The organism is Streptomyces sp. MGP-P1, from assembly GCF_057766565.1.
Map to the genome: position 1 here is coordinate 2433140 of NZ_JBYMEM010000007.1, position 23989 is coordinate 2457128.

The 23989-nt window shown below is 69.2% G+C and carries 38 protein-coding genes; 19 read left to right on the forward strand and 19 right to left on the reverse strand.

The window, feature by feature from the left end; all coding sequences use genetic code 11:
• Positions 1-2: 2 nt before the first annotated feature.
• The 4 genes from AC3CH1_RS32470 (at position 3) to AC3CH1_RS32485 (ending at position 1452) form a co-directional block, all read left to right on the forward strand.
• Complete coding sequence (locus AC3CH1_RS32470) at positions 3-494, forward strand: hypothetical protein (protein ID WP_488466128.1); 492 nt, start codon at positions 3-5, stop codon at positions 492-494.
• A 66-nt stretch (positions 495-560) separates the two neighbouring features.
• Positions 561-941: a helix-turn-helix domain-containing protein gene (locus AC3CH1_RS32475; protein ID WP_488466129.1), complete on the forward strand. Its 381-nt coding sequence runs from the start codon at positions 561-563 to the stop codon at positions 939-941.
• Positions 938-1288 carry a hypothetical protein gene (locus AC3CH1_RS32480; RefSeq protein WP_488466130.1) on the forward strand — a complete coding sequence of 117 codons (351 nt, stop codon included), beginning with the start codon at positions 938-940 and terminating at the stop codon, positions 1286-1288. Before AC3CH1_RS32475 ends, AC3CH1_RS32480 begins: the two co-directional genes overlap by 4 nt.
• Complete coding sequence (locus AC3CH1_RS32485) at positions 1285-1452, forward strand: hypothetical protein (protein ID WP_488466131.1); 168 nt, start codon at positions 1285-1287, stop codon at positions 1450-1452. The genes AC3CH1_RS32480 and AC3CH1_RS32485 overlap by 4 nt, the downstream gene beginning before the upstream one ends.
• Positions 1453-1536: 84 nt before the next feature.
• On the opposite strand, the gene AC3CH1_RS32490 is transcribed toward AC3CH1_RS32485, so the two are convergent.
• Complete coding sequence (locus AC3CH1_RS32490; RefSeq protein WP_488466132.1) at positions 1537-2025, reverse strand: hypothetical protein; 489 nt, start codon at positions 2023-2025, stop codon at positions 1537-1539.
• Between the two features lie 146 nt (positions 2026-2171).
• Between AC3CH1_RS32490 and AC3CH1_RS32495 the strand changes: the two genes are divergently transcribed.
• The 7 genes from AC3CH1_RS32495 (at position 2172) to AC3CH1_RS32525 (ending at position 7150) form a co-directional block, all read left to right on the forward strand.
• The gene (locus AC3CH1_RS32495; RefSeq protein ID WP_488466133.1) at positions 2172-3209 is read left to right on the forward strand and encodes a site-specific integrase; all 1038 of its coding nucleotides are present in this window, start codon (positions 2172-2174) and stop codon (positions 3207-3209) included.
• Positions 3210-3235: 26 nt separating this feature from the next.
• Positions 3236-3808, forward strand: coding sequence for a hypothetical protein (locus AC3CH1_RS32500; protein WP_488466134.1), 573 nt, complete (start codon positions 3236-3238; stop codon positions 3806-3808).
• A gap of 310 nt (positions 3809-4118) precedes the next feature.
• Entirely contained in the window at positions 4119-5027 is a 909-nt protein-coding gene (locus tag AC3CH1_RS32505) for a hypothetical protein (RefSeq protein ID WP_488466135.1), read from the forward strand.
• Positions 5028-5210: 183 nt separating this feature from the next.
• On the forward strand, positions 5211-5465 hold the full coding sequence (locus tag AC3CH1_RS32510; protein WP_488466136.1) for a hypothetical protein: 255 nt from the start codon (positions 5211-5213) through the stop codon (positions 5463-5465).
• Between the two features lie 106 nt (positions 5466-5571).
• Positions 5572-5775, forward strand: a complete 204-nt coding sequence (locus AC3CH1_RS32515; protein ID WP_488466137.1) for a hypothetical protein — start codon at positions 5572-5574, stop codon at positions 5773-5775.
• 2 nt (positions 5776-5777) lie between these two features.
• Complete coding sequence (locus AC3CH1_RS32520) at positions 5778-6311, forward strand: DUF6879 family protein (RefSeq protein WP_488466138.1); 534 nt, start codon at positions 5778-5780, stop codon at positions 6309-6311.
• A complete protein-coding gene (locus AC3CH1_RS32525) occupies positions 6308-7150 on the forward strand; it encodes a helix-turn-helix domain-containing protein (protein WP_488466139.1) in 843 nt (280 codons plus the stop codon). The genes AC3CH1_RS32520 and AC3CH1_RS32525 overlap by 4 nt, the downstream gene beginning before the upstream one ends.
• Positions 7151-7623: 473 nt before the next feature.
• Here AC3CH1_RS32525 and AC3CH1_RS32530 read toward each other — a convergent pair whose 3' ends face one another.
• Positions 7624-8367, reverse strand: a complete 744-nt coding sequence (locus AC3CH1_RS32530) for a hypothetical protein (RefSeq protein WP_488466140.1) — start codon at positions 8365-8367, stop codon at positions 7624-7626.
• Positions 8368-8559: 192 nt separating this feature from the next.
• Between AC3CH1_RS32530 and AC3CH1_RS32535 the strand changes: the two genes are divergently transcribed.
• Positions 8560-9102, forward strand: a complete 543-nt coding sequence (locus AC3CH1_RS32535; protein WP_488466141.1) for a hypothetical protein — start codon at positions 8560-8562, stop codon at positions 9100-9102.
• 94 nt (positions 9103-9196) lie between these two features.
• Here AC3CH1_RS32535 and AC3CH1_RS32540 read toward each other — a convergent pair whose 3' ends face one another.
• From AC3CH1_RS32540 to AC3CH1_RS32615, 16 genes are all read right to left on the reverse strand, one after another.
• Positions 9197-9388 (reverse strand): DUF397 domain-containing protein, encoded by a 192-nt coding sequence (locus tag AC3CH1_RS32540; RefSeq protein ID WP_488466142.1) that lies wholly within the window; start codon positions 9386-9388, stop codon positions 9197-9199.
• Positions 9375-9977 (reverse strand): DUF5753 domain-containing protein, encoded by a 603-nt coding sequence (locus AC3CH1_RS32545; protein WP_488466143.1) that lies wholly within the window; start codon positions 9975-9977, stop codon positions 9375-9377. The genes AC3CH1_RS32540 and AC3CH1_RS32545 overlap by 14 nt, the downstream gene beginning before the upstream one ends.
• Positions 9974-10228, reverse strand: coding sequence for a hypothetical protein (locus tag AC3CH1_RS32550; RefSeq protein ID WP_488466144.1), 255 nt, complete (start codon positions 10226-10228; stop codon positions 9974-9976). The genes AC3CH1_RS32545 and AC3CH1_RS32550 overlap by 4 nt, the downstream gene beginning before the upstream one ends.
• A 151-nt stretch (positions 10229-10379) precedes the next feature.
• Positions 10380-12509, reverse strand: coding sequence for a cell division protein FtsK (locus AC3CH1_RS32555; protein WP_488466145.1), 2130 nt, complete (start codon positions 12507-12509; stop codon positions 10380-10382).
• An 85-nt stretch (positions 12510-12594) separates the two neighbouring features.
• Complete coding sequence (locus AC3CH1_RS32560) at positions 12595-12918, reverse strand: hypothetical protein (RefSeq protein ID WP_488466146.1); 324 nt, start codon at positions 12916-12918, stop codon at positions 12595-12597.
• A 15-nt stretch (positions 12919-12933) separates the two neighbouring features.
• Positions 12934-13140 carry a hypothetical protein gene (locus tag AC3CH1_RS32565; protein ID WP_488466147.1) on the reverse strand — a complete coding sequence of 69 codons (207 nt, stop codon included), beginning with the start codon at positions 13138-13140 and terminating at the stop codon, positions 12934-12936.
• A gap of 41 nt (positions 13141-13181) precedes the next feature.
• Entirely contained in the window at positions 13182-13367 is a 186-nt protein-coding gene (locus AC3CH1_RS32570) for a hypothetical protein (protein ID WP_488466148.1), read from the reverse strand.
• 39 nt (positions 13368-13406) lie between these two features.
• A complete protein-coding gene (locus AC3CH1_RS32575; RefSeq protein ID WP_488466149.1) occupies positions 13407-13721 on the reverse strand; it encodes a hypothetical protein in 315 nt (104 codons plus the stop codon).
• A complete protein-coding gene (locus tag AC3CH1_RS32580; RefSeq protein WP_488466150.1) occupies positions 13718-14854 on the reverse strand; it encodes a conjugal transfer protein in 1137 nt (378 codons plus the stop codon). The genes AC3CH1_RS32575 and AC3CH1_RS32580 overlap by 4 nt, the downstream gene beginning before the upstream one ends.
• Complete coding sequence (locus AC3CH1_RS32585) at positions 14851-15189, reverse strand: HNH endonuclease (RefSeq protein WP_488466151.1); 339 nt, start codon at positions 15187-15189, stop codon at positions 14851-14853. The genes AC3CH1_RS32580 and AC3CH1_RS32585 overlap by 4 nt, the downstream gene beginning before the upstream one ends.
• Complete coding sequence (locus AC3CH1_RS32590) at positions 15186-15377, reverse strand: hypothetical protein (RefSeq protein ID WP_402017879.1); 192 nt, start codon at positions 15375-15377, stop codon at positions 15186-15188. The genes AC3CH1_RS32585 and AC3CH1_RS32590 overlap by 4 nt, the downstream gene beginning before the upstream one ends.
• On the reverse strand, positions 15374-15790 hold the full coding sequence (locus AC3CH1_RS32595; protein WP_488466152.1) for a DUF6907 domain-containing protein: 417 nt from the start codon (positions 15788-15790) through the stop codon (positions 15374-15376). The genes AC3CH1_RS32590 and AC3CH1_RS32595 overlap by 4 nt, the downstream gene beginning before the upstream one ends.
• Positions 15787-16011 carry a hypothetical protein gene (locus tag AC3CH1_RS32600; RefSeq protein WP_488466153.1) on the reverse strand — a complete coding sequence of 75 codons (225 nt, stop codon included), beginning with the start codon at positions 16009-16011 and terminating at the stop codon, positions 15787-15789. The genes AC3CH1_RS32595 and AC3CH1_RS32600 overlap by 4 nt, the downstream gene beginning before the upstream one ends.
• Entirely contained in the window at positions 16008-16763 is a 756-nt protein-coding gene (locus tag AC3CH1_RS32605) for a DUF6907 domain-containing protein (RefSeq protein WP_488466154.1), read from the reverse strand. The genes AC3CH1_RS32600 and AC3CH1_RS32605 overlap by 4 nt, the downstream gene beginning before the upstream one ends.
• Positions 16764-16870: 107 nt before the next feature.
• Positions 16871-17686 (reverse strand): sigma factor, encoded by an 816-nt coding sequence (locus AC3CH1_RS32610; protein ID WP_488466155.1) that lies wholly within the window; start codon positions 17684-17686, stop codon positions 16871-16873.
• Positions 17683-18168, reverse strand: coding sequence for a hypothetical protein (locus AC3CH1_RS32615; RefSeq protein WP_488466156.1), 486 nt, complete (start codon positions 18166-18168; stop codon positions 17683-17685). The genes AC3CH1_RS32610 and AC3CH1_RS32615 overlap by 4 nt, the downstream gene beginning before the upstream one ends.
• 177 nt (positions 18169-18345) lie before the next feature.
• Here AC3CH1_RS32615 and AC3CH1_RS32620 point away from each other — a divergent pair, with 177 nt between their 5' ends.
• Both AC3CH1_RS32620 and AC3CH1_RS32625 read left to right on the forward strand, forming a co-directional pair.
• On the forward strand, positions 18346-18585 hold the full coding sequence (locus AC3CH1_RS32620) for a hypothetical protein (RefSeq protein ID WP_488466157.1): 240 nt from the start codon (positions 18346-18348) through the stop codon (positions 18583-18585).
• A 133-nt stretch (positions 18586-18718) separates the two neighbouring features.
• A complete protein-coding gene (locus AC3CH1_RS32625) occupies positions 18719-19000 on the forward strand; it encodes a type II toxin-antitoxin system Phd/YefM family antitoxin (RefSeq protein WP_488466158.1) in 282 nt (93 codons plus the stop codon).
• Between the two features lie 83 nt (positions 19001-19083).
• On the opposite strand, the gene AC3CH1_RS32630 is transcribed toward AC3CH1_RS32625, so the two are convergent.
• On the reverse strand, positions 19084-20067 hold the full coding sequence (locus AC3CH1_RS32630; protein ID WP_488466159.1) for an ABC transporter permease: 984 nt from the start codon (positions 20065-20067) through the stop codon (positions 19084-19086).
• A 142-nt stretch (positions 20068-20209) separates the two neighbouring features.
• Here AC3CH1_RS32630 and AC3CH1_RS32635 point away from each other — a divergent pair, with 142 nt between their 5' ends.
• The 5 genes from AC3CH1_RS32635 to AC3CH1_RS32655 all read left to right on the forward strand — a co-directional run bounded on the left by AC3CH1_RS32635 (position 20210) and on the right by AC3CH1_RS32655 (position 23985).
• Positions 20210-20830 carry a TetR/AcrR family transcriptional regulator gene (locus AC3CH1_RS32635; RefSeq protein ID WP_488466160.1) on the forward strand — a complete coding sequence of 207 codons (621 nt, stop codon included), beginning with the start codon at positions 20210-20212 and terminating at the stop codon, positions 20828-20830.
• A gap of 138 nt (positions 20831-20968) precedes the next feature.
• Positions 20969-21271 carry an urease subunit gamma gene (locus AC3CH1_RS32640; RefSeq protein ID WP_488466161.1) on the forward strand — a complete coding sequence of 101 codons (303 nt, stop codon included), beginning with the start codon at positions 20969-20971 and terminating at the stop codon, positions 21269-21271.
• A gap of 13 nt (positions 21272-21284) precedes the next feature.
• Positions 21285-21596 (forward strand): urease subunit beta, encoded by a 312-nt coding sequence (locus AC3CH1_RS32645; RefSeq protein ID WP_488466790.1) that lies wholly within the window; start codon positions 21285-21287, stop codon positions 21594-21596.
• Positions 21589-23310 carry an urease subunit alpha gene (locus AC3CH1_RS32650; protein ID WP_488466162.1) on the forward strand — a complete coding sequence of 574 codons (1722 nt, stop codon included), beginning with the start codon at positions 21589-21591 and terminating at the stop codon, positions 23308-23310. Before AC3CH1_RS32645 ends, AC3CH1_RS32650 begins: the two co-directional genes overlap by 8 nt.
• 12 nt (positions 23311-23322) lie before the next feature.
• Positions 23323-23985, forward strand: a complete 663-nt coding sequence (locus AC3CH1_RS32655; protein ID WP_488466163.1) for an urease accessory protein UreF — start codon at positions 23323-23325, stop codon at positions 23983-23985.
• Positions 23986-23989: the final 4 nt, after the last annotated feature.

The following is a 23989-nucleotide window of genomic DNA, read 5'->3' on the forward strand; positions in this document are numbered from 1 at the left end:
CCATGTCGTTCAACGGCGAAGGCATCCAGATCACCCCGCCCCAGCAGTCCCCCCACCACATCGAACTCCCCACCGACCGCAACACCCTCCCGCCCCGCATCCTCGAAGCCCTCAACCAGACGCTCACCGCCGACGAGACCTACCGCAAGACCTTCACCAAGAAGACCGACCGCACCGCCATCGACAAGGCCGGCACTGACCTCACCGACGCGTACAACCACCTCGTCGACACCTCGTTCGCCACCGCCGAAGCCAACCAGCAGCACCACAAGGAGGCCTACACCTACGCCGCCCGGAAGCTGGAACGCGCCCTCGAAGACGCCAAGGCCGCCATCCAGCTCCTCGGCACCCACGCCCACCTGCACGACACCGCAGCCAACGACCCCGCCCGCATCGGCATCGACCGCCGCACCAAGAACAAGACCGTCGCCCAACTGCTCTGCCTCCAGAGCGACCTCGACACCCTCACCCCCGTACCCGCCCTCGACGCCTGACCCCACCTGCCGGGCCACCGCACGGGCCCGGCCTGGCGGCACTGAACCACGAGGAGATGACCAACGATGTCCGTTAGCGACCTGGACCAAAAAGCGAAAGCCGCGGTTCTCCTGGCCCGCGGTGTCACCACCGACAAGGTCGGCGAAGCCATCGGTGTCTCCGGGCGCACCATCCGCCGGTGGCGCGAAGACCCCACCTTCGAAGCCGACGTGCGGACCGCCCGCGCCACTCTCCTCGGAGAAGCCGTCAACGCCCTCGGAGCAGCAGCCCGCGACGCCATCACCTGCCTCCACGCCGCCCTCACCGACGACAGCCCCAACATCCGCATACGGGCCGCCAGCGTCCTCCTGTCGGCCCTCCCGTCCATCAGCGAACACGTCGAACTCGACGAGCGCATCACCGCCCTGGAGGCAGCAGTGCAGGACAACACCCAGAGTGCGGCATGAGCGGGCGCAGCCTTCGCGGCCGGCTCGCCGCCCTCGCGGACAAAGTCCCGGCGCAGGCCCTCGACGCGGCCGAGTGCCGGTTCCACGGACAGGACTGCAACATGGGGCGCACCTGGCCCGTGAAGGCGCTCAAGCAGGACGTGGAGCTGCGGGCCATGATGTGGGCAGCCCGCATCCGTACCGGGCGGCAGGAGCCCGGCGTGGACCCGTACACCCTCGACGTCCATGATCCGCTGACCGCCGAGGAGATCAGGGTGAAGCGGCGGGAAGCGAAGGGGCTCATTGCCGAGGCCAAGGCCAAGGCCGCCATCGAGGAGGCCGCCATCATCGAGGGAGGAACGTCATGACGCAGAAGCCCAGGACGAGGAAGCCGACGAGTGCGGAGCGGCACGCCGCACGGGCGGCAGGCGACGCGGAGCCGACCGAGGTCGAGGTTCCGGCGGTGACGTCTGCGGAGCAGCATCTCGCCCGTCTCAAGGCCCGTGAGGGGTTCAAGCCCACCGCGGCGTGACCCTGGACGTACAGGCGCCCGGCCCCTCATCAGGTGGCCGGGCGCCAGCAGGCTCTAAATTCAACAGTCAGTGAAAATTTGAGATCAGTCGTCGTCGGTGTGGTCCTCGGCCAAGTGCTCGGGGAATCCCTCCAGGACTGCTACAAAGCAGGATCCAGCCCGGAAGGTGAGGCGGCCGAGCTCTCTGGTCAGGGCGGTGAGATCCGACAGGTCAAGGGGGACGAACTCGGGCTCAAGCTTGAATCGTCTACTGCGTGAAGTCCCAGGCTGGCCGTTCGGGCCCTGCCAACTGACGGAGCCGTGCACGTACTGATTGCGTCGCTCGAATGCCTTGCCGCAGTCGTCAAGGGTGTCCTTGAATCTGGCGTGCCACTCGTCGCTGACGTCCTCGCGGGCCAAGATCAGCTTCCTGCACACGGTGATGACGCGACCGACCGGTTCCCCGCTTATGAGGAGGGCGCCGTTGGGGCTACCGCTGAGCGCCTTGGCGGTCTGCTCAAGGAAGTACTCCAACGTCGACGCCTGGCGGACCATCTTGCCGAGATGGACATCGAGGGCTTCGTCGGTCCTCATCCATTCAATGGGGTGCATCGGCACAGACTGGGTTGCGGTCACGGGGTTCCGCAACCCGATTCGGGTGTTTCCTAGGACATCGCGTTATGACTCCAGATAATCTTTATTCTCTGTACTCAGAACGGGTCCATCCCGAGGGGGAGTTCATGACCGACATCGAGAGGCGCGAGCACTCGTTCGCGCCCGCTGTCCGGCAGTTGTCGGACGAAGCGCGGGCCGCGCTCGCCGCCGGCCGGGCCGACTCCACACGCAAGGCGTACCGGGAGGACCGCGAGGCGTTCATCGCCTGGTGCGCCGACCGTGGCGAGCAGCCGTTGCCCGCGACGCAGGATCTACTGATCGAGTACGTCACCCACCTGACGCTCACCCCCCGCCCCCGCACGGGCAGGCCGTCGGCGCCGAGCTCCCTTGAGCGGATGCTGTCTGCGATCACGACCATGCACGCCGAGCTGGACTTGCCGAAGCCGGAGACGAAGGGGGCCCGCACCGTCATCGCCGGATACAAGCATCAGCTGGCCATCGACAAGAAGCCCGGCGGGAAGCAGCAGCAGGCGAAGGCCGCCCTGCCGCCCGCCCTTCGGCAGATGTTGGCCACCCTCGACCGGGACACCCTCATCGGTAAGCGTGATGCCGCCATGCTGCTCCTCGGGTACGCCGCAGCCACCCGCTCCTCAGAGCTTGTCGGCATCGACATCAGCGAGCCCGTCGAGTGCGACGAGGGATACATGGTGTCGATCTACCGGGTGAAGATGAAGAAGTTCACCGACTCGGCCATCCCCTACGGCAAGAACCCGACCACCTGTCCGGTGCGGGCCCTCCGCGCCCTCATCACGGCCATGCGTGAGGCGGGGCGCACCGAGGGCCCGCTGTTCGTGCGGATCGACCGACACGGCCGCATCGCCCCACCCATGCAGCGGAAAGGGAAACCCATCGGCGACCCCGCCGGCCGACTCACCCCGGACGCCGCCTCCGATGTCGTCGAGCGCCTGGCCGACGCCGCAGGCTTCGAAGGCCGGTGGCGCGGCCACTCGCTGCGCCGCGGGTTCGCCACCGCCGCACAACAGGGCGGAGCGCCCCTGATCCACGTTGCCCGGCAAGGCGGCTGGGCCGACAACTCAACATCTCTCGCCCGTTACTTCGACGAGGGTGACCCGTGGGAGGACAACCCTGTCATGGGGCTATAGCTCGGCAAGTGAGCGATAATGCCGGGATGACGATGAACGAGCTTCCAGCCGCTATTCGTAGGGAAGTTATGGCGCAACGCCGTCAGGAGCATGACGATTGGTGGCCAGGGATCGACGGTGTAGGTAGTCGGTACCGGATCGAGATGATCCCGCTTCTGTATACGGATAAGCCTAAGTCGGGCCATGTTCTGATTCCTGCCACGGAGGACATGGAACTGCGGCGGACGGTCGAAATCTTTGGTAAGTGCTTCTACCGTGAGATGGGTTTTGACTTCCCGCCCTTCGAGGCGGAACCCCGCCACTACGGGGGCGAGCCCAACGAAGCGGAGGTGGTTCTCTTTGACACGCAAAACCTTTGTGCCACGTTCCCTGTCGCAGCTGGTGCGGCAGGCTTGAGCTTCGTCAAAGAAACTCGCGTACTTGACTGGATCTGGATCCACCCGTTCGAACGAGGCAAGGGCCTAGCGGGCATTGCCTGGGATGACCTTGAAGCGGCATACGGGGCTGAGTTCCGAATCCGCGGCCCTCTCTCGAAGGCCATGCGCCGCTTCCTGGAGAAGCGAGACGTGGCCCCGGAGCGCTGGAAGCGCTCTCGGTAGGCTCGGCGCCTGGCGGGTCCGGCGTTGGCATCAGGGCCGGCGCCGACCACCTTCGGCCCGCCGGTACGACAAGGGGTACTCACCCAGTGAGTACCCCTTCGTCATGCCCGAGCCTGCGATTCCATCGCATCAAGCTTGACGTGCCTTTGAATCGTAGGTATTCGCGGGCGAGAGGCTCGGTTTGTGCCGCCGGTCCTGTAGATGCAGCGGAGCCCCGACCCGCCGAGTGGTCGGCTGCGACCGCATCCTGACCTAGCTGTTCACCGGAACCGGTGGACGCCCCGACGCCCGCCCGGCATCCTCTTGATCCATGCCGCCACAGATCGACCCTGAATCGCGCAGTCGTCAGCCGTCCCTGCGGCGCCTGCTCACCATCATGGTGAGTGGAGCCATGATCCTCTCTGCCTCATTCGCCGGACTCGCTCAATGGGGGCCCGAGGGCAAAGACTGGCCCGTATGGGCGCTTTCGTCGCTCCTATTGCTATCAGTCCCCATGCTCTGGCTGACGATCTCTGCACTGAAGGGGATGACTCAGAACGAGAGGGCAGCCGTCAGTGAAAGCCGGCAGCGCCTAACGCGCGCGGAAAGCGCACTGGCGGAAGCCATCCGCCGCGGCCACATCGATCGCCGTTCCCTTGGCGTAGATCCCACGTATAGCGAAGACGACACCCCAGGGCACCCTGAACAGGCAGCGCAGCGACGCCGACGTCAAGCGGCAAACCGCGAAGCCGGACGACTGGGCGGCACCCTTGGCCTCCCTGAACTCTGGGAAGCCACCCACGCCCGCCTCGACCTCTACCACCAGATCGCCACCGGCCAGGCCAAGACCTCTTTCCGGAACGCTCAGATAGCTATGGGTGCCGGGTTCCTCCTGCTGATCCTCTTCGCAGGCATTGCCCTATGGGCCAGCACCACCGCCGTGGCGATCGTTGCCGGCGGTCTCGGCGCCGTATCGGCTGCCCTCGCCGGATACGTCGCCAAAACCTTCATCCGCTCCCAGGAATCCGCAGCCACCCACCTCCGGTCCTACTTCGACCAGCCCCTCGAACTCTCCCGCTACCTCGCCGCCGAACGCCTCGTCGCCGACGGAGACCTCTCACAGGAGCAGCGCGGCGAGATCCTGTCCGCACTGGTGCAAGCCATGGTCGCCGGACCGCAACCGGCCCCTGCCCCGCCGTCCGTGGTCGTCGCCTCTGTACCAGGGCAACAAGGGGCGTAGGTGACGCACTGCTCCAGTCGCCGCAGTTTCCTTGAACCGACCAGTAGGTCAGGTGGCGGCCGGGATGCTGCCCGCATGAGAACTGCGCCTCGCCTACACACAACCATCAGACTCCGGCGCCCCATGTACCCACAACCCTGGCAACGTTGGGCGTGGGCGGCGGTGCCCCTGATCTCTCTTGCAGTGCTCGCGCCCATCCCCTTCGCCGTCGCCTGGACCCGGCGAGTAGTCGGCTGGCGCACCGTCGCCATCTACACGACTCTCAGCACGGCCCTCTTTGCCATGGCGCTCGCCGACGTCAACATTCGCGCTGGCGGCACCCTGTGGCGCGAAGTGTTCCGCTACCTCTACTGGGCCTACCTGTTGACGTCCGTCGCTCACGTCGCGTTGCTCGACACCGGCTGGAGCAAGCAGGTTCGCTCCCTCTGGATACGCTGAACGATCCTCGGCCTCCCGCCCTCGCGCGCAATCTTGCGCAACCAGCCCCCGGGGCAGGCTCGGCGCCTGCATGCTGGTGCCTCACCTGCGAGAACGGAGCCCTGTTGTGACGCTCAGGTTCATCGGCACCACCTCCGAAGGCGGCAACTGCCCCACCCTGTACGAGGTCGTCGAGACCGGCGACATCGTCGTCCAGGGCGACCAGCTCACCAACCCTGACGACCTGGCGCAGCTGCGGGACGTCGGGGAACACGAGACGTTCGTTGTCATCCCCCGTGAGCTCCTGACCCGCTTCGCCCCCAAGGAGTAGCCGTGCCGCTGGTCCCTTTCGAGGAGATCACCCACCTGTTCACCGAGTTCGAGCATGCCGCGTTCCGCCTGGAGACCCGACGCGGGTACACCACCGACCGGGAAGGCGACCGGTACAAGGCGTTCATGCGAGGTATCGACCCGCCACCGGTGCCGGGCAACCCCTGGAACACGAACGTGCGGGAGAAGGCTGCACAGGGGGCCCACTTCTCCCGTGTCCGGATCGTCGACGACCCGCCCACCGACGGGCAGCGGTTCCTCATGGCGACCGCATCCAGCAACGTGTCCGCCGGCGAGGACATCCGGGTACTCAGCCGCGTCGTCGCCCAGTCCGTGGAACTGCCCGACTATGACTTCTGGCTGTTCGACTCCCGCATCCTCGCCCGGATGCACATCGACGACACCGACACCACGATCGGCGTCGAGCTGATCGAGGACCCGTCGGCGGTCCTGGCCGCGTGCCGGGCGCGGGACACCGCCTGGCCGCTCGCCACCCCGTCCTCCGTGGTGTGGGCGCAGGTACGTTCGTCGGTGTGAGTACCGACTTGCAGAGTGCGAGGGAAGCCCTCGGTGCGCGGTTGAACGAGCTGCGCACCGGGGCCGGGCTCAACGGCCGCGCCTTTGCCCAGCTGCTCGGCTGGCAGCCGTCGAAGGTGTCCCGGCTCCAGAACGGCCGGCAGACCGCCACCCCCGAAGACCTCCAGGCGTGGGCAGCCGCCTGCGGGCGCCCGGAAGCGGCGGCGGATCTCCTCGGCCGGCTGCGTGCCCTGGAGTCCAGGCAACGGCACTGGCGTAAGCAGCTCGCCGCGGGCCACACCCCGGTGCAGGACCGGTACGTCGTCGAGTACCGGCAGACCACCGTCCTGCGCGGCTACGAGGCGACGGTGATCCCCGGCCTGTTCCAGACCCCGGACTACGCCCGACACCTGTTGATGGCGCACGCCGACCTGATCCAGACGCCCCGGGACACCGAAGCTGCCGTGGCCTCCCGCATGCGCCGCCAAGAAGTGCTGTACGCGACGGGCAAGCTGTTCCGGGTCCTGGTGTGGGAAGGGGCTCTGCATGCCCTGGTGTGCCCCCGTGAGGTGATGGCGGGGCAGCTGGACCGGCTCGTCGGGCTGATCGGGATGAGCACCGTCGAGTTCGGCATTGTGCCGCTCGGGGCTCCGATGCGCCTCACCCCGAAACACGGGTTCTGGATCTTCGACGAGTCCCGTGTCGTCGTCGAGACGATCAACACCGAGTTGTCGTTCGACTCCGCCGACGACCTCGCCCTGTACGGGCGGACATGGGACGGGCTGAACGAGGCCGCCGCATACGGGGCGAGGGCGCACCGGATCATCGCTCGCGCCCGGCACCTGATTGCCCCGTCCTGAGCAATCCGCCCCAACACTCGGCCGGGGTCGCGCAATCTCGCGCAATCACCGGGACCGCCCCGACCGGCCGCTCCTACGGTCCAGGCCATGACCACACCATCGAACACCGCAGCCCCCGCGCCCTTCGGCTGGTGCCACTGGCACAAAGGACCCTCGGGGACCGCTGTCATGGTCGACCTCGTCGAGCAGAACTCGGGGCCCGGGGCCGGCCTGTACGCGTGCGCCCCATGCAGGGAGCAGCGCGGCCTCGTCCCCGTCGTCGAGCAGGCCCACGAGGTGGCCTATCGGAAGTACCTGCTGCACACCACGGACTGCGAGGGGTGCAGCAGGATCGGCCGGTGCGACGTCGGGGCCGGCTCCGCGACATCTACCAGAAAGCCCTGGACGGTGCTGTCTGAAGATTCAGTGATGCGAGACCCCTCTAGCCCGCGTAGGCCGAAGGGCCCTCTCGTGTGCTCTGGAGCGCCCACCTGCTACTGAGAGAGCGACTTCAACGCCAGCGCTCCGGAGCAAAGTTCCGTCACGTCAGCCAGGAAGTGTCCCGCTGCAGCGGTAGAGGGAGTGCCGTGCGGGTCTTGCGCCGCTGGCCGTTTCCAGGGGTTCCGACCTTCCATGAAGAGCCACCTTGCGGCCTGAAGGATTTCCGACGCCTGGCTCGGTGCCAGCCACGCCGAGCCGGACGCGAGGATACGAGGACGTACCTCCTCGTCCAAGATGCGCGACTGGGACTGCACCTGGGTCTGCCACTTGCGCATGACCTCCCATTGACCCTTGTCCCGCTGCATAGTTCGGAGGCCCTCATACGGACGCGCGAGCGCGACGCTCGGCAGCAGGACGTGCAGCTTGTTGAAGAAGACCTCGGCGCGTCGGTTTTTCTCGTCGGCGTCTAGACCGCGGTCCCTTATCGCTTCCAGGGCCTGGGAAAGCTCCTGAAGGCCTGTCTTTAGCTGAGCGAGGTCTGCGGCAGTGAACGGCGCCAGAAGGACCGCTTCGAACTCGGCTGCCGCCTGTATGGCCCGGGTGCGCGCCTGGACCTTCTCGCGCGCCTCCTCCTGAGCCTGGCCGAGATGGCTGAATACCAGGAGTGCGGCTGGTACGCCGAAGCAGAGTGACGTGACACTGGAGGCGAGATTGGTTGCGAACTCGTGGCCTTCCCACCAGCCGTGCTCGTCGGCCAGTAGGCCGTAAGTGAACAGAACGATGCCCAGGACCAGCATGATCGCGGACGAGCGGAGGACTATCTTCGGTGTGTGTCTCAGCCACGCCCTCGTGCGGGCGATTCTTCCCGGTGCCACAAGGCCCCCTTCTATGTCGGCTGGTGGGAACGTAGCTGAGGCTGAAGGGCCCAGGGTCCGCTTTGATCAAACCGATCGCTCGATACGACCTGAGCGCACTCGTACACTGCCGCGATGGACAAGTGGATGATGGCGTGGCCGGTCGCGGTGTTCTTCCTCGGCGGAGTCGCAACGCAGTTCACGGGGTGGCTGGACTATCGGCGCCAACGATCGGACAGGGCGGCAGACGACACCGCTGCAATCGAGCAGCGGCGCGAGGACTTTGAGCTTGCCCACTTGGTGGAGTGCAACGAACTGCTGCGCAGGACGCGCTCAGCAGTGGGCGAGTTCGCTCACGCTACTGCGCAGTACGCCCCCCACGGCGACGTGAGGAACGAGGCCTACAGGCAGGCCTTTAATGACTCGGCGCGGGCATTTGAGGTTGCGGAATCCGCCCTGTCGGCACAGATCGGGTTCATCATCGACGACGATGTGCGGGTGCTAGCGGGGCGGATGCTCGACGAGTGCACGGCCGCCTTCAATCGCATCCTGGATTCGGACCATGCAGATACGGAGGTCGTTGGCCTCCATGATGTGACGGCTAATGCTTACGGCGCCCTGTCGGCTCGCGTTCGGGCGATCTACGCGGGGCAAGCCGTCTCCGCCCAACGCAGTTGAGGGACACCGTTTGCAAGAGGAAGCCCCCGCCGGTGGCGGGGGCTTCCTGATGTAAACCGTGGAACGCCCTGACCTGCGGTGCTTGCGGTCGGGTTTACACCTGATGGGTCTTGGCCCAGTCGACCATGGCGGCGAACGGGCCGGGGGTGAGGCTGATGCGGGGCCCGGTGCGCCGCTTGCTGTCCCGGACGAGGACTTCGCCGGCCGGGCGGGCAACCTCGACGCAGGCGCCGCTGTTCGTGTACGACGACGTCTGCCAGGTCAGCCCGTTCTCATGCCTGTACAAGTGCGCTCCTCGCGGCCTCGATCATCTCCAGCGATGCCGCAGGAGATGCGGCCCGCCCCTGCAGATCATCCCAAGCGTGGGCGTACAGAAGGGTTCTTTCGACTCGGTCGATGATCGTGCCGCCCATCAGCGTCTCGACGAACACCGACCGGCGGCCCCCGGCGCTGTACATCGTGAACTCCCCTGCGTGCCCGGCGTGGGCGTCGGTACTGGCGGGCAGTACGCGCACCTCCAGGGACGGACGGAGGGCAACCAGGCCGAGGAGGTGGGCCAGCTGTGCGGCGTGGACGACAGGGCCGCCTACGGCTTTCGTGAGGACGTCTTCGGCGATGACGAAGCGGGCGCGGCGGCCGGCGGCCTGGCCGAGGGTGTCGATGCGGGTCAGCCTGGCGGCGGCGATGGCCTCGACGTCGTGCGGGGGCAGGGCGGGCGCCGAGGCGCGGATGGTGGTGCGGGCGTAGTCGGCGGTCTGGAGCATCCCCGGCATCAACGTGGGGTGCCATCCGTGGATGTGGTCCGCCGCGGTCTCCAGGGCGAGCAGCCGGTCGAGGTGCTCGTCCAACGAGGTGGGCTCGGTGACGATGTTCAACGGGAGTCCTTCGTCAGGGTCGGGGTGGGGCGGGAGCCGGAGTGGTGGGTGCGCTGCCACGTGTTGAAGGCGCGGCGGCCGAGGCGCAGCCGGAGCTTGCCGTTGTGGCAGCGGGGGCACATGCGGGGCTTTCCGAACCGCTCGATGGCGCCGAGGCCGTGGCATTTGCGGCACGGGGCGAACGGCCGCAGAGCACACAGGGCGGCGTAGTACAGGGCGGCGGCGAGCAGGGCGAGGCTAGCGATGAGCATGGGGTGCTTCTCCTCCCGGAACTGGGGCTATGAGGGTGCTGGGCGGGGCCCCTGCTAGGTGTTAGATGCCTGCTCAGGGGCCCGTTTGGCTGCTAGCGGGCCTGCTAGACCTAGCGGGTGGGGGTGCTAGGTCTAGCGGCCCTGCTCGGGGTTAGGCGGCGGCCCGGTCGGCGTTGCGGCGGGTGATCGCGGCGGCCACATCGGCCCGTTTGATGCCGCGCCGGTTCTTGCCCTCGCCGTCGTCGGTCTGCCCCCACACCTGGTCCGTCTTCACACCCCACGGCTTGAGGGCGCTGGTGACGTTCTCGGCCTTCCAGCCGGTGTAGGCGTCAGGGCGCATTGCGGACAGGCGGGCGGCGATCCGCTCGCACCACACCGTCTTCTCGTCGGCGCCCATGACCGCGAGTACATCGCCGAGGACGTCCATGCCCGCGGACTCTTCGGGGCCCTGGCCGATGGCGTGGCCGGTGATGTTGCCGTAGTCCTCGCGCAGCTGCCGGGCCCGGGCCACAACCTTCTCGGCTCCGGGGCCGTCGACGAACGCGGACGCGGCGATCTGCGGGTCGTCGCCTTCGCCGGCCATCCAGCAGATGCCCCGGTCGGAGCGGGAGAACATCGTGGCCCGGATCCCCGCCTTGTACGCGCCGGTACCCAACACCATGTCGTTGGCCTGGTGGTTCATCACCTTCAGGCAGAACCGCAGGACAGCGTTGGCGCTGATGCCGGGCGGCAAGGACTTGGCGTCAGGGCGCTGAGTGGCGAACATGCCGACCATGCCGAGGGCGGGCCCCCGCTTGGTGATGTCGGTGCAGATGGACTCGAGCTCGGCCCCGTACTTCTCGTGCTCGAAGGGAACCTGGCACTCGTCGGCGCCGATGACGATCGGGTGCAGGCCGAGGCTCTTGTCGTTGGCGAGTTCCGGGGTCACCTTCGACTCGGGGCAGCGGGACTTCGGCAGGTTGCGGATCACCTTGGCGCGGCGCCGCAGTTCTTCCTTCAGCTCCCGCATGGCGTGCAGGACGTACAGCAGGTCGTCGTCCTCCTCACCGGACCGGTAGCGGTGCATCACCGGCTCGAGCGGTCCCAGGTCTCCGGTGCCCTTGAAGTCGAATCCGTGCAGCTCAGCACGGGGATCGAGGGCGGCGATGAGGAGGAGCAGGCGCAGCAGGAACGTCTTGCCCATGCGGGGGATCGACCCGATGACGACGCTGGCGAACATCAGGGTGACGACCATGTCCCGCATCCGCTGGTCGTTGCCGAACACGACCGGCTTGAACAGGTCGACCTGCCCATCCTTCAGCAGCGGCCACGCCGGCTTCGTCGTCTCGTTCATCGGCTTGTCGCCGACCCACAGGACCAGGCGTCCCTCGTGCTCGTCGGGATCAGGGGAGGGCCACACGCAGCCCAGCTTGCGGCGCAGCCCGGACGCCAGGGGGCCGCGGGCTTCCATGATGTCGTCGGGGGTCACACCGTAGGGAAGGTCGAGGTCAGCCCGGTATCCGGACCCGTCGCGGACGATCTCGGAGACGAAGCGCATGCCATTCATGTCTCCGCCCTTCTTGATCGCGGCGGAAATCTTCGCGTTCCCGATCGCGTCGAGGCCGCGCAGCACGATGCTGCCGGTCATCTTCTGCACCTCGGTCTTCAGCACCGCGGGGCCGATGACCGGGGCGTCCTTCTCCTGGCCGGCCAGCCCGCACAGCAGCACCCCGCCGGCGGCGAACGCGGCGAGGAAGCCGGGGGCCATGACGTACAGCCACAGGGCGAACCCGGCCCCGAACACGGCGGCGACGATGGTGACCAGGCCGCGGAGCCGCACCCGGTTGGCGCGCAGCCTCGACAAGGTCATGTACTCGACGGCGTCCTCGGCCCGCACGGCGGCTTCCCGGAGGGGGGCGGCTTCCCGGTCCCACACCCACCGGTTGGTGTCGGCGACGAAGCGGCAGGCACCGCGGGGGGCCATGAGGCCGAGGCGCAAGGCGTAGACGGGAAGGCGCACCCCGTGGAACAGGGTGGCGTACCCGGCGTTCGCCCCGGCGTGCTTTGTCGTGGCGAGGAAGTCGGTCCCGCTCTTGAGCCAGGGGGCGAGGATTGGGCGCCGCTTTTCCTGCGTCACTCCAGGTGAGGGCAGGTTCGGGTTGTCGACTGCGACCGGTGCGGTGGTCTCGGGGGCGTCCTCGGGTGCCGAGGCGGCCGGCTGGGGTGCGACGGCCTCGAGCGGGATGGGGTGCAGCTTCTCGATGGTGTGCCCGTTGACCGGGCCCGGAATGGTGTCCGTCATGCTGGTCTCTCCTGCTCTCTGCTGAGTGGCGGGTGGCACGGGGCGGCCGGCTGTCTTGGCGGATGACGGCCGCCCCGTGGTGGAGCTACTGGTTCTCGGCCCGGTTCACGGCCCGCTCGCTGCGCTTGAGCTGCTGTTCGGCGTCCCGCAGCGCCTGCTTGGCGGCGGCCTTGTCCTGGCGGCTCGCGGTGCGCACGGCGGCCTTGGCCTGTGCCACGGTCTGCTGGTCCCCTTCGCGGACGTTGTGCAGGGCGTTGAGCTCCCGCTGCCCGCGCTCGGCGGCGGACTGGTCGATGCGCTCGATCTTCTGCCGGATCGCGGGGTCGACGCAGTCGGCGAGGGCCTGGCGGAAGCCCTTCCGGAACAGCTTGGAGCGTTCGCGGTTCTCGGATCGGGTGTAGGAGTACATGGGTGTCCTTCCTGGTCAGACGTTGTTGGCGGCGAGGGCGGCTGCGGCCTTGGCGATGTCGGCGTAGACGGTGGCGAGTCCGCCGTAGATCGCGATGTGCTCGGCGTTCTGCGAGGCACTGGTGAAGCTGCTGCTGGCGAGCCGGTCGGCCCTGTTGGCGTGCCCGACGGCCTTGGCCAGGGCCTGGGTGCCGATCTCCTGCGGGGTGGGCTGGTCGCTCATGGTGGTGTCCTTCCGGTGGTGTGGTGCTGGGGTGGGTGTGGTCAGCGGTGGAGGCGCAGGCGCTCCAGGACGTGGCGGACCTCGGTGTTGTTGGTCCTCCAGCCGCAGGCGGCGGCGACGTGGGTGATCTCGGAGGGGCTGACCTGGCCGTGTTCGCGGTGCATGGTGCGGGCGACGCGGGCGATGAACGTGCGGCGCTGCCGGGCGGCGTGGTGACGGGCACTCATGACGGTGGTTCCTTTCGGGGGACGTGCAGGTGGGGTGGGCTACTTGGCCTTGATGTCCTGCCAGACGGAGCGCAGGACGAGGGCGAGGACCGCCACGGACAGGGCCACGGCCGCGATACCCAGGGCGGCTGCGGTGAAGGCGAGGAGGAAGAGAGGCCCGCCGACGACGACCGCGGCCCCGATCCCGATCCACTTGGCGTTGGTGCCGCTCGACGGTGTCGCGGCGGGTGCGGGTGCCAGGGGCTGCTGCTGGGTGAGCTGCTGCGCCTGGAGAACAGCGGCGATGAGGGCCAGTTGCTCCGTGTTCGCCGCGGCGTCGACGGCGTCCTTGGCGGCCTTCTCGAAGTCGCTCACGCGTAGCCGCCTTCCATCGGGTGGCGGGCCGGCTTCGCCTTCTTCGCTTCGCGGGACAGCGTCGTCCGGACGTAGTTCGGCTTCACCGTGATGCCGTTGATGCGCTTCACCCGGTCGGCCACATCCGAGGACGAGACGTCAGGGCCGAGCACGGCAGCGGCTTCGAGGATCGCCTTCGTCTTGTTCGCGTCGACACCACCCCCGACCTGCGGCGCATCATGATGCGCATCACCCGCATCGTCGTCCTGGTCGCGCTCGACGGTGACGTTCTGCGGGGCCCCGTACAGGACCAGGGCAACCTGCACGGCGTCGACGATGACCCCATAGGTGATGAGCATCGAGGCGAGCTCGGCGGGGGGCGCATCAGGGTGCGCATCATGGGCGACACGGATCGCGTCGGCCGGGTCCATCTCGGCGAAGCGGCGCCGCAGCACCTCGGTGGCCGAGTGCTTCACCGGGGCAGTCGTGACCGTCTCGGTCACGGTTGACGGCAGGGCGTACATGTCGGCGAGGGCTGCGCCGGCCCCGCGGGTCAGCTGCTCCCGCTGGACGTCGACGAGGCTGGAGCCGAGCTGGGCGTCACCGTGACCGACACGGCGGGCCAGACGCCACGACGCCCGCTCGGACCACCACTTGACCCGCTTGTCGGGGTGCTTCGCCGCACGGGCCTGGTGGTAGGCCAGGCGCTGCATCGTGGACGCGTTGCGGCGTTGGGCTTCCATGTCGGTGCCGGTGGTGTAGACGACGACCCGGCGGGCCAGGAAGCCGAGCCCTTCGGCGGCGGCGGACATGGCCAGGGGGGTCATGCCGTAGACGACGGCCTCGGTGAAGTCGTCGGCGACGACGACTCCGGTCAGCCCGGCTCCGATCGGTGCCACCCACAGGCCGAGGCGGACGGGGGTGGGGGAGGCCTGGCCGAGCATCGTGACACCGACCATGACCAGGGCGAGGACGAGGGTGACGCCTTCGCCGGCGGCGACGACACCGATGGCGGTGGCGGCCCGGTTGAACTCCTCGACGATGTTGCTGTAGGTGCCTGCCCCGCCGAAGGCGCCGACGGCGACCATCGGCAGGGCGGCGGCGGACAGGATGATCGCCTGCCCACGGGTGAGCTTGGTTCGGGTGGTGCTCATGACGGGCTTCCGTTCTGGTCGAATCCGGCGTAGTCGCCGGGCGGGTAGACGTAGGCGGTGAGGGCGGTCTTGGCCTCGACGAGGAGCAGGTGCGCCACCGTCCAGGGCAGGGCGTCGGCCTTCGCCGTGTTGCAGGGGGCGCAGGCCAGGACCAAGTTGCGGTGCCAGCCGGTGCGCCACAGGCAGTAGGGGATGTAGTGGTCGAAGGTGGGCGGGGTCTCGTCGGTGAACGGGGTGCGGCAGTAGAAGCACCACCAGCCGCACCCGGGACGGGCCGCCACCATCCGGAGGAGGAGGCGGCGCCGCTCGGGCGTCTTCGCGTTCGTGCGGGTCACCGGGTTGCCCCGGTCTGGCCGAGCGCGCGGGCGAGCATGTGGTTGAAGTGCCGGGCCCCGTACCGGTCCCCGGTGGCGTAGGCGGTGTGCAGGAGGTTCCTGACCTGGTCGGCGGGCGGGCACGGGCGGCGACTGTTCAGCAGGGCGGTGTTCTCGGTGGGCCGGCGAACCGGGCGGCTGCTGCTCACCGGCCTTCACCTGCCGGGAGGTGCATCAGCTGGTCGGCCATGGTGTCGATGTGGTCGGCGTGGGCGCGGAGGGCGGTGGCGACCTGGCGGGCCCCGGCCGGGCTGAGCTCCAGGAACCCGTCATCGGTCTGGATACCGAGGAACACGGCGTCGCGGTCGCTGTAGGGCCATTGGACGAGGGAGACCTCGACGAGGCTGGTCGGCCCGTGCTCGGGGGTGTCGGCCAGCGCCCAGACGGGTTCGCTGCGGTGGGTGATCTCCGCCTTCGCCGGCGGGACCCGGTAGCCGTGCTCGACGAAGCACCACGTGGGGCAGGCGAACCGCACGGTCCCGGCGTCCAGCGTCAGCACGCTGATCGTGCCGTCCGCGTTGCGGCGGGGCTCGGGGGCCACGGTGGGCCGGTCGGCGCTCATGCCTGGCCCTCCGCTTCGAGAGCGGCCAGCAGGGTCCGCAGCCGGATGTCGAGGGCGACGGCGGCCCGCAGCATCGCGGTCTCGTCGTAGATGTTCGCGGTGGCCTGCTGGGCGAGCAGGGTGCGCGCCATGCTCACCGCGCTGGCCACCGAGACCACGTACTCGTTGGCGTCCAACTCCGGGTCATGCAGCGCCCGGTACGCCGTCACGTTGGCGCTCATCGGGCGGCCTTCGCAGCCTGCGCCTCGACGACCGCGACCAGGGACTGACGGACCGCGGTCTCACGGTCGGTCTGCGTCAGCGACCGGTCCATGTAGAACGCCGGCTGGTCCCCGCCCCGGTCGAGCCACACGAGCGTGTTGTGGGGCATCCCGCCGACCTCGAACACCTTCAGCCCGAACGCCTTCAGCAGCACCGCCACCGGCAACGTGTTCACGTCGTCGACGGTCAGGTTCTCCGGGAGCAGGCCCTGGCGGCGGTGGTACTCGGCCCGCGCCTCGACGAGACGGGCGTTGAGCTCCCGCAGGGACTGCAGGTGGGCTTCCGTGCGGCGGATCTCCGCCTCGACGTCCTCCGGGGTGGAGTAGCCCAGCGACTCGCCCATGCTGGCCTCCGGACGGAGCGCCATGTACGGGACTTCGGAGCCGCTGCCGTCCGTGCTGAACGGCCACTGCATGATCTGGGCGGCAAGGATCGAGACGCGGCTGCCCTCGATCGTGGTGGTGCGCAGCTCGATCTCCTCGCCCTGGTGGACGAGGTCTTCGGCGTACAAGCCCTGGATGTCGTCGGCGTGGTCGAGGACGCACCAGGTGGGGCACGTCTCGACGAGGACGCCGCCGGTACGAAGGGCGTAGGTGATGGGCTGCGGCTCGACGACCGGGGCGACCGGGGTCGGCTCGGCGGCCGGCGGCGTCACGATGCCGCCGGACGGCTTGAACGTGGCAGGGATGCTCGTGCGGGCGGTGTTGCGCATGGCTGGTCTCCTCAAAGCGTGTGAGGGGCCCCGGCCGGACGGGCGACGACACGTCCGGCCGGGGCAGTCCCGAAACCGCGGGACACGGAGGGTGGCGCAGGGAGCTGTTAGACCGAGGCGAGCTGGCGGCCGGACCGGACGGAGTAGCAACCGCCCGCCACCTCGACCGGCTGGTTGGCGTACTGCCAGGCCGTGGGGTCGGTCGCCGCCTCGGCGGTGTTCCGCTTGACCCGGTAGTGGTCGATGACCGTGTGCCGGGCGATCGTCCGCAGCCACGCCCTCACCTGGGCGTCGGTGGTGGCCCGGCACTTCGGCCACGCCTTCCACGCCCGGATGAACGCCTCGGCCGTCAGATCCTCCGCCAGGGCGAAGTTCCGGTCGCGGACCTCGGCAAGGACCACCCCGGTCACAAAGCCCTGCTGCGCCGCGTACATGGCACCGAACGCCTGCTTACGCTGCTCGGCACGCTCGGCGCTCCGCAGCTTCGCGTCCCTGGCCCACGTGCGGCGGCATGTGCGGCATTGCCGGGCACCCGTCTTGCTGACCAGAGTGTTCGCCTCGTTGAACGGGTGGCCGTGCTTGCAGTGCGTTCGCCTCGCCAGCGTGCCGCCGTAGCTGCGCCCCGACTTGCTCGCCTCGGCGCTGGTCATCACGAACAGGTGGCCGGGGTTGATGCACCGGCGGTGCAGGCACGTCACCCCGCCCTTGCACGACAGGTCGACCTGGTGGCAGGTCCGGCCGACGGTGTACCCCTCGGGGATCGGGCCGACGAACTGCTCGTGGGCGATCCGCTGGGCGTTCACGGCGCGGCCGTTGATCACGAGCCGGGCGTAACCGTTGCTGTTCGTTTTCCCAGTCCAGATCACGCAACCGGCCGGGCCGGGGGTGGTCTTGGTCAGGAGCCGATCGGCGAGGGTCTTCACAGGGCCACCGCGAGACCGGCGGAGGCGCCGACCAGGACCGGGGCGGACGTGGGGACGGCGGCGGGAACCTCGGCGAGGCGCTCGACCTTGAGGGACGGGGCCGACGACTTCATCGGGACCGGGCCGAGCCCGTTCGCCTTGAAGATGGCCCGGATCTTGTCGAGGTCGGCGGTCTGCCGGTTCGACACGGTGCGGGACACCAGCCACGACCCGTACCGGCCGGCGGGGAGACGGTCCAGGATCTTCTTCGCGGCCCGCTTGCCACGGTCACCGGCGCGGGCCTGCTGGGCGGCCTTGTCGAAGGCGGCGGCAGCGGCCTCGATGTCGGCGACCGGGGGCACCTCGTCGGCCTCGTACAGGCCGGCCGGGTCCAGGGCGACGGGGGTGGGGGCCTCGGCCATGAGGGAGGCGGGGGAGACGACCGACCGGACCGCGTCCGAGACGATGGTGACCAGGCGGGAAGGGATGAGAGACTTCAACACAGCGGTACTCCTGTTCAGGCAGGTGTGTCCGTCAGGCCCTCGTTCGGTGTCCAACCACCGGCGGGGGCCGTTTGCGTTGGCGTTTCTGCCAACACCTGAACAGTAGGGAACATCGTGTTCCCTTGTCAACGTCTCCGACCTAGGAAGTAGCCCACCTGTCGAGTAACGTCATGTTCCATGACCCTTCTCGATGAAACACTGCACGTCATGGACAAGAGATCGCTTGGGCACCTGGCCGGCAGGTTCAGGGAGTCGGAGACCCGGACCGAGATCCTGCGGCAGGAGTTGGCCGAAGCCATCAGGCAGGCCGCCGCCGACGGGGTCCTTCAGAAGGACATCTGCGAGGTGACCGGGTACACCCGGCAGCAGGTTCGCCGCATCACGAATGCGGAAGAGAGCCCCGCCCAAGGACCCTGAAGGAGCGGGCGCCTCGTCTCACGGGCGTCTCACACTCTGTACGCACGAAGAAGCCCAGCCCCGTTCGGAGCTGGGCTTTTCCGCTGTCGCACGGACTCTATGGGCCATAAATACGCCCCGTAAGCTGGGGACTATGGCCTACGAGATTCCGGTGACGCAAGCACGGGCGGAGCTCGCCGAACTGATCAACCGCGTTGTCTACGGCGGTGAACGCGTGGTGGTGACGCGGCACGGCAAGCCGCTCATCGCTCTGGTTTCCGCCGCTGACCTGCAACGACTCGAAACCGATGAAGCGGCTGCCGAGGAGCAGGTGATCAGCTCGGTCTCCTCGATCGGCTCCGCGCCATCCGCTCAGGGCGAACGGCGCAGGTTCGGCATCGCCGCGGAGCACCGCCCCCACGACGGGGACGCCTGAGGCCGCGATTCCCCAGGACAGCACGGAGCCGGGCGCCCCTCCAGTGAAGAGGGGCGCCCGGCTCGGCGACGCGGATTGGGGGCTCAGCCGGTCAGGGCAGGCTCCCGGACGGGTGCGGCCGGCTCGGCCGTCGTGGGCGTCCGGCGGGCGAACAGCACCGCCGCCAGGCCGAACAGCGACCACAGTGAGAGTGTCAGCGCGGCGCCGCCGGCAGCGCTTCCTTCGAAGAAGGCGACCGAGCGGAGCAGCGAACCGCCCGCGCCCGGCGGAAGCCACTGGCCGATCACGCCGACCGGCTCGGGCAGCAGCTCCGGTGCGCTGGTGACGCCGGAGAAGGGGTTGCCCAGCAGGACCATCAGCAGCGCCCCGAGCCCGATGCCGCGCGGCCCGAACAGGGAGGCGAGTCCCGCCACGGCCGAACCGATGGCCAGCACGGTGAGCGCGACCGCTCCCGCCTCCGTCCACCAGTCGCCCGTGACCACGCCGAGCCAGCTGTGCGCCACGGCCGTGGCGGCGAGGCCCACCAGTGCGGCCGACCCGACCAGGGTCACCGCGGCCCGTGCCCCGCGCAGCCCCATCAGGGTGACGACGGCTCCGGCCGCCATGCCCGCCAGGGCCAGCGGCAGGACGCTCGCGCCGAGTGCGCTGCCGCGCGGGTCCCCGGGCGGCGCGGCGACCACATCGGTGACCCGGACCGGGGTGTCCTCGGGGACGGACGCCGTCACGGCCTCGCGCAGCAGCTGGGAGACGACGGGGCTCGCCGCCGAGGCGGTGAGCAGGTGCGGCCCCTGAGGGGCGACGACGACGGCTCCGTATACGGTCCGGTCCTCGATCGCGGTGCGGGCGGCGGCCTCGTCGTCGAAGCGGTGAACGTCGAACGCGCCGTCGCGCTGCTCGAAGCGCTGTTCCAGCTGCTGGGCCGCCGATGCCGGGCCCGCTATCCCGACCGGGAGGTCGCGCGGTGCGATCCGGGCGGCGGGCCAGGCGAAGGCCCAGAGGGCGAGCGTCACCACCAGGGGGATCAGCAGGATCACCGCCACCGCGCGGCGGTTGGGTGCGGTGGGCATGAGGGGCCTCGATTCGTGCGGCAGCGGAGTATCTGCATCTGCGTCTACATCTGAGAGAAGGATCGTTCGTTTTACGTCCTGTCACACTGTCGGCACACCCTGCGGGATTGTCAAGAAGGAACGTTCGTTTTAGCTTGGTCCCATGGCTCGCGTATCCCAGGAACACCTCGACGCCCGTCGCCGCCAAATCCTCGACGGCGCGGCGCGCTGCTTCGCCCGCAACGGATTCCACGGCACGTCCATGCAGGACGTCCTCAAGGAGGTGGGACTGTCCGCCGGGGCGGTCTACCGCTACTTCCCCGGCAAGGAGGACATCATCGCGGCCATCACGAAGGAGACCTTCGCCGCCATCCGCGGCGCCTTCGAGGAGGCCTCCCGTATGACCCCGCCGCCCACCCCGGACGTGCTGCTCGGCCGGGTGCTCGGCGGGGTGCTCGCGGGGGAGGTGTACCGGCTGGAGCGCCGGGCCTTCGCCGCGCTCGTCGTCCAGCTCTGGTCCGAGACCCTGCGCGACGAACGGCTCGCCGCACTCGTCGACGACGGCTACGCGACCATGCGCGTCGCCTGGGCGAAGCTCGTCGACGCCTACCGTTCCGCAGGGATCCTGGCGAGCGACGCGCTCGGCGACGATGTGGCGCGCACGATGATCGCGACGGCGCAGGGCTTCATCGTGCAGGAGGCGCTCTTCGGGGACGTACGCCCCCAGGTGCTGGAGAACGGGTTGCGCGGGCTGATGTCCATGAACCCGCAAAAGATCAGTTAACGCAATGGAAAAACTTCCGCCCTAACGTGCAATGCCTGGTCGCGAGACCACCGTTCCCCGTTCAACGAGATGTTGAACGGGGATAGGGTCCCGCTGCGTCCGGAGCCGGAGCCGGACGGAAGACGATGAGGTGGAAGCGTGCAACTGACCCCGCACGAGCAGGAACGTCTGCTCATCCATGTGGCCGCGGACGTGGCCGAGAAGCGCCGGGCACGCGGGCTGCTGCTCAATCACCCCGAGGCCGTCGCCCTGATCACCGCCCATCTGCTGGAAGGCGCCCGGGACGGCCGCACCGTCGCCGAACTCATGGCGTCCGGACGCAAGGTGCTCACCCGCGACGAGGTCATGGAAGGCATCCCCGAGATGCTCCACGACGTCCAGGTCGAGGCCACCTTCCCGGACGGCACGAAGCTCGTCACCGTCCATGACCCGATCGTCTGACGGGGCCGCGCCGATGATTCCCGGAGAGATCCTGTACGGGGACGGGGACATCCCCCTCAACGCGGGGCGTACGGTCACCCGCCTCACCGTCCTCAACGCCGCCGACCGTCCCGTCCAGGTCGGCTCCCACTACCACTTCGCCGAGGCCAACCCCGGACTGCGCTTCGACCGCGCCGCCGCCCACGGGCTGCGGCTGAACATCGCCGCCGGCACGGCGGTCCGCTTCGAACCCGGCATCCCCGCCGACGTCGAACTCGTCCCCCTCGCCGGCCGCCGCGTCGTCCCCGGCCTGCGCGGCGAAACCGGAGGTGCCCTCGATGCCTGACCTCAAGAGAACCGTGTACGCCGACCTGTTCGGGCCCACCACCGGCGACCGCATCCGGCTCGCCGACACCGACCTGCTCGTCGAGATCGAGGAGGACCGCTCGGGCGGCCCCGGACACGCGGGCGACGAGGCGGTGTTCGGCGGCGGCAAGGTGATCCGGGAGTCGATGGGCCAGGCCCGCACCACCCGCGCCGAGGGCGCGCCCGACACCGTCATCACCGGGGCCGTCGTCATCGACCACTGGGGCATCGTCAAGGCCGACATCGGCATCCGGGACGGCCGGATCACCGGCATCGGCAAGGCCGGGAACCCGGACACCATGGACGGCGTCCACCCCGACCTGGTGATCGGCCCGGAGACCGAGATCATCGCGGGCAACGGGAAGCTGCTCACGGCCGGAGCCGCCGACGCCCACGTCCACTTCATCTCGCCCACCCTCGTCGACCAGGCACTCTCCAGCGGCATCACCACCCTCGTCGGCGGCGGCACCGGCCCCGCCGAGGGCACCAAGGCCACCACCATCACCCCGGGACCCTGGCACCTGGCCCGGATGTTCGAGGCGCTGGAGACCTTCCCGGTCAACATCGGGCTGCTCGGCAAGGGCAACACGATGTCGCAGGAGGCCATGGACTCCCAACTGCGCGGCGGCGCACTGGGATTCAAGATCCACGAGGACTGGGGCGCGACGCCCGCCGTCATCGACGCCTGCCTCACGGTCTGCGAGCGGACGGGCGCGCAGCTCGCCATCCACACGGACACCCTCAACGAGGCCGGGTTCGTCGCCGACACCCTCGCCGCCATCGCCGGCCGGACGATCCACGCCTACCACACCGAGGGGGCCGGGGGCGGACACGCACCCGACATCATCAGCGTGGTCTCCGAGCCCTACGTCCTGCCCAGCTCGACCAACCCCACCCGGCCGCACACCGCCAACACGATCGAGGAACACCTCGACATGCTGATGGTCTGCCACCACCTGAACCCCGCCGTCCCCGAGGACCTGGCCTTCGCGGAGTCCCGGATCCGGCCCTCCACCATCGCGGCCGAGGACATCCTGCACGACCTCGGCGCCATCTCGATCATCTCCTCGGACTCCCAGGCCATGGGGCGGATCGGCGAGGTGATCCTGCGGACCTGGCAGACCGCCCACGTCATGAAGAAGCGGCGCGGAGCCCTGCCCGGTGACGGGCGGGCCGACAACCACCGGGTCCGTCGCTATGTCGCCAAATACACCATCAACCCGGCCGTCGCGCAGGGACTGGACCGGGAGATCGGCTCCGTGGAGACCGGCAAACTCGCCGACCTCGTCCTCTGGGACCCGGCCTTCTTCGGCGTGAAACCCCGGACCGTCATCAAGGGCGGTCAGATCGCGTACGCGCAGATGGGGGACGCCAACGCCTCCATCCCGACGCCGCAACCGGTGCTGCCCCGGCCGATGTTCGGCGCCCTGGGGCGAGCGGCCGCCCAGGGCTCGTTCAACTTCGTCTCCGCCGCCGCGATCGAGGACGGGCTGCCCGAACGCCTCGCCCTCCACAAGCGGTTCGTGCCGATCACCAGCACCCGGAGGGTCACCAAGGCGGACATGCGGGAGAACGACGCCCTGCCCCGGGTCCACGTCGACCCCGACAGCTTCGCCGTCACGATCGACGGTGACCCGGTCGAGCCCGCACCGGCGGCGGAACTGCCCATGGCCCAGCGCTACTTCCTCTTCTGATCGGGCCCGGCCATGTCACGCGCAGCGCTCCTCGTCCTCGCCGACGGCCGGTTCCCCGCCGGAGGACACGCCCACTCCGGTGGCGCCGAACCGGCCGTCGCCGAGGGCCGCGTCCACGACGCCGACTCCCTCGCCGACTTCTGCCGGGGCCGGCTGCACACCACGGGTCTCACCGCCGCCGCCCTCGCCGCGGCGGCGGCCCACGGCCTCGACCCGCTCACCCTGGACGAGGCCGCCGACGCCCGTACACCCTCGCCCGCCCTGCGGGCCACCGCGCGCAAACTGGGCCGGCAGATGATGCGGGCCGCCCGCGCCACCTGGCCGAGCCCCGAACTGGACGCGCTCGCGGCGGCCCGACCGCGCGGCGCCCACCAGCCGATCGTCCTCGGGCTCACCGCACGGTCGGCGGGTCTCGACCCCGTGGACGCCGCCCACTGTGTCGCGTACGAGACCGTCAGCGGCCCCGCCACCGCCGTCGTCCGGCTCCTCTCCCTCGACCCCTTCCACGCCACCGCCGTACTCGCCCGGCTCGCCCCCGAGCTGGACCGGGTCGCCGCACAGGCCGCCGAGGCCGCCCGGCAGGGCATCGACGCCCTGCCCGCCGCCTCGTCGCCGCTCCTCGACATCACCGCCGAGGCGCACGCCGCCTGGCCGGTCCGCCTCTTCGCCTCATAACCCG

Excerpts from the sequence above, each read along its gene's own strand:
- AC3CH1_RS32470 (WP_488466128.1), top strand. The coding sequence starts at position 3 with ATGTCGTTCAACGGCGAAGGCATCCAGATCACCCCGCCCCAGCAGTCC.
- AC3CH1_RS32475 (WP_488466129.1), top strand. The coding sequence starts at position 561 with ATGTCCGTTAGCGACCTGGACCAAAAAGCGAAAGCCGCGGTTCTCCTG.
- AC3CH1_RS32480 (WP_488466130.1), top strand. The coding sequence starts at position 938 with ATGAGCGGGCGCAGCCTTCGCGGCCGGCTCGCCGCCCTCGCGGACAAA.
- AC3CH1_RS32485 (WP_488466131.1), top strand. The coding sequence starts at position 1,285 with ATGACGCAGAAGCCCAGGACGAGGAAGCCGACGAGTGCGGAGCGGCAC.
- AC3CH1_RS32490 (WP_488466132.1), bottom strand. The coding sequence starts at position 2,025 with ATGAGGACCGACGAAGCCCTCGATGTCCATCTCGGCAAGATGGTCCGC.
- AC3CH1_RS32495 (WP_488466133.1), top strand. The coding sequence starts at position 2,172 with ATGACCGACATCGAGAGGCGCGAGCACTCGTTCGCGCCCGCTGTCCGG.
- AC3CH1_RS32500 (WP_488466134.1), top strand. The coding sequence starts at position 3,236 with ATGACGATGAACGAGCTTCCAGCCGCTATTCGTAGGGAAGTTATGGCG.
- AC3CH1_RS32505 (WP_488466135.1), top strand. The coding sequence starts at position 4,119 with ATGCCGCCACAGATCGACCCTGAATCGCGCAGTCGTCAGCCGTCCCTG.
- AC3CH1_RS32530 (WP_488466140.1), bottom strand. The coding sequence starts at position 8,367 with ATGCTGGTCCTGGGCATCGTTCTGTTCACTTACGGCCTACTGGCCGAC.
- AC3CH1_RS32535 (WP_488466141.1), top strand. The coding sequence starts at position 8,560 with ATGGACAAGTGGATGATGGCGTGGCCGGTCGCGGTGTTCTTCCTCGGC.
- AC3CH1_RS32550 (WP_488466144.1), bottom strand. The coding sequence starts at position 10,228 with ATGCTCATCGCTAGCCTCGCCCTGCTCGCCGCCGCCCTGTACTACGCC.
- AC3CH1_RS32555 (WP_488466145.1), bottom strand. The coding sequence starts at position 12,509 with ATGACGGACACCATTCCGGGCCCGGTCAACGGGCACACCATCGAGAAG.
- AC3CH1_RS32560 (WP_488466146.1), bottom strand. The coding sequence starts at position 12,918 with ATGTACTCCTACACCCGATCCGAGAACCGCGAACGCTCCAAGCTGTTC.
- AC3CH1_RS32565 (WP_488466147.1), bottom strand. The coding sequence starts at position 13,140 with ATGAGCGACCAGCCCACCCCGCAGGAGATCGGCACCCAGGCCCTGGCC.
- AC3CH1_RS32570 (WP_488466148.1), bottom strand. The coding sequence starts at position 13,367 with ATGAGTGCCCGTCACCACGCCGCCCGGCAGCGCCGCACGTTCATCGCC.
- AC3CH1_RS32580 (WP_488466150.1), bottom strand. The coding sequence starts at position 14,854 with ATGAGCACCACCCGAACCAAGCTCACCCGTGGGCAGGCGATCATCCTG.
- AC3CH1_RS32595 (WP_488466152.1), bottom strand. The coding sequence starts at position 15,790 with ATGAGCGCCGACCGGCCCACCGTGGCCCCCGAGCCCCGCCGCAACGCG.
- AC3CH1_RS32600 (WP_488466153.1), bottom strand. The coding sequence starts at position 16,011 with ATGAGCGCCAACGTGACGGCGTACCGGGCGCTGCATGACCCGGAGTTG.
- AC3CH1_RS32605 (WP_488466154.1), bottom strand. The coding sequence starts at position 16,763 with ATGCGCAACACCGCCCGCACGAGCATCCCTGCCACGTTCAAGCCGTCC.
- AC3CH1_RS32620 (WP_488466157.1), top strand. The coding sequence starts at position 18,346 with ATGACCCTTCTCGATGAAACACTGCACGTCATGGACAAGAGATCGCTT.
- AC3CH1_RS32625 (WP_488466158.1), top strand. The coding sequence starts at position 18,719 with ATGGCCTACGAGATTCCGGTGACGCAAGCACGGGCGGAGCTCGCCGAA.
- AC3CH1_RS32630 (WP_488466159.1), bottom strand. The coding sequence starts at position 20,067 with ATGCCCACCGCACCCAACCGCCGCGCGGTGGCGGTGATCCTGCTGATC.
- AC3CH1_RS32635 (WP_488466160.1), top strand. The coding sequence starts at position 20,210 with ATGGCTCGCGTATCCCAGGAACACCTCGACGCCCGTCGCCGCCAAATC.
- AC3CH1_RS32645 (WP_488466790.1), top strand. The coding sequence starts at position 21,285 with ATGATTCCCGGAGAGATCCTGTACGGGGACGGGGACATCCCCCTCAAC.
- AC3CH1_RS32650 (WP_488466162.1), top strand. The coding sequence starts at position 21,589 with ATGCCTGACCTCAAGAGAACCGTGTACGCCGACCTGTTCGGGCCCACC.
- AC3CH1_RS32655 (WP_488466163.1), top strand. The coding sequence starts at position 23,323 with ATGTCACGCGCAGCGCTCCTCGTCCTCGCCGACGGCCGGTTCCCCGCC.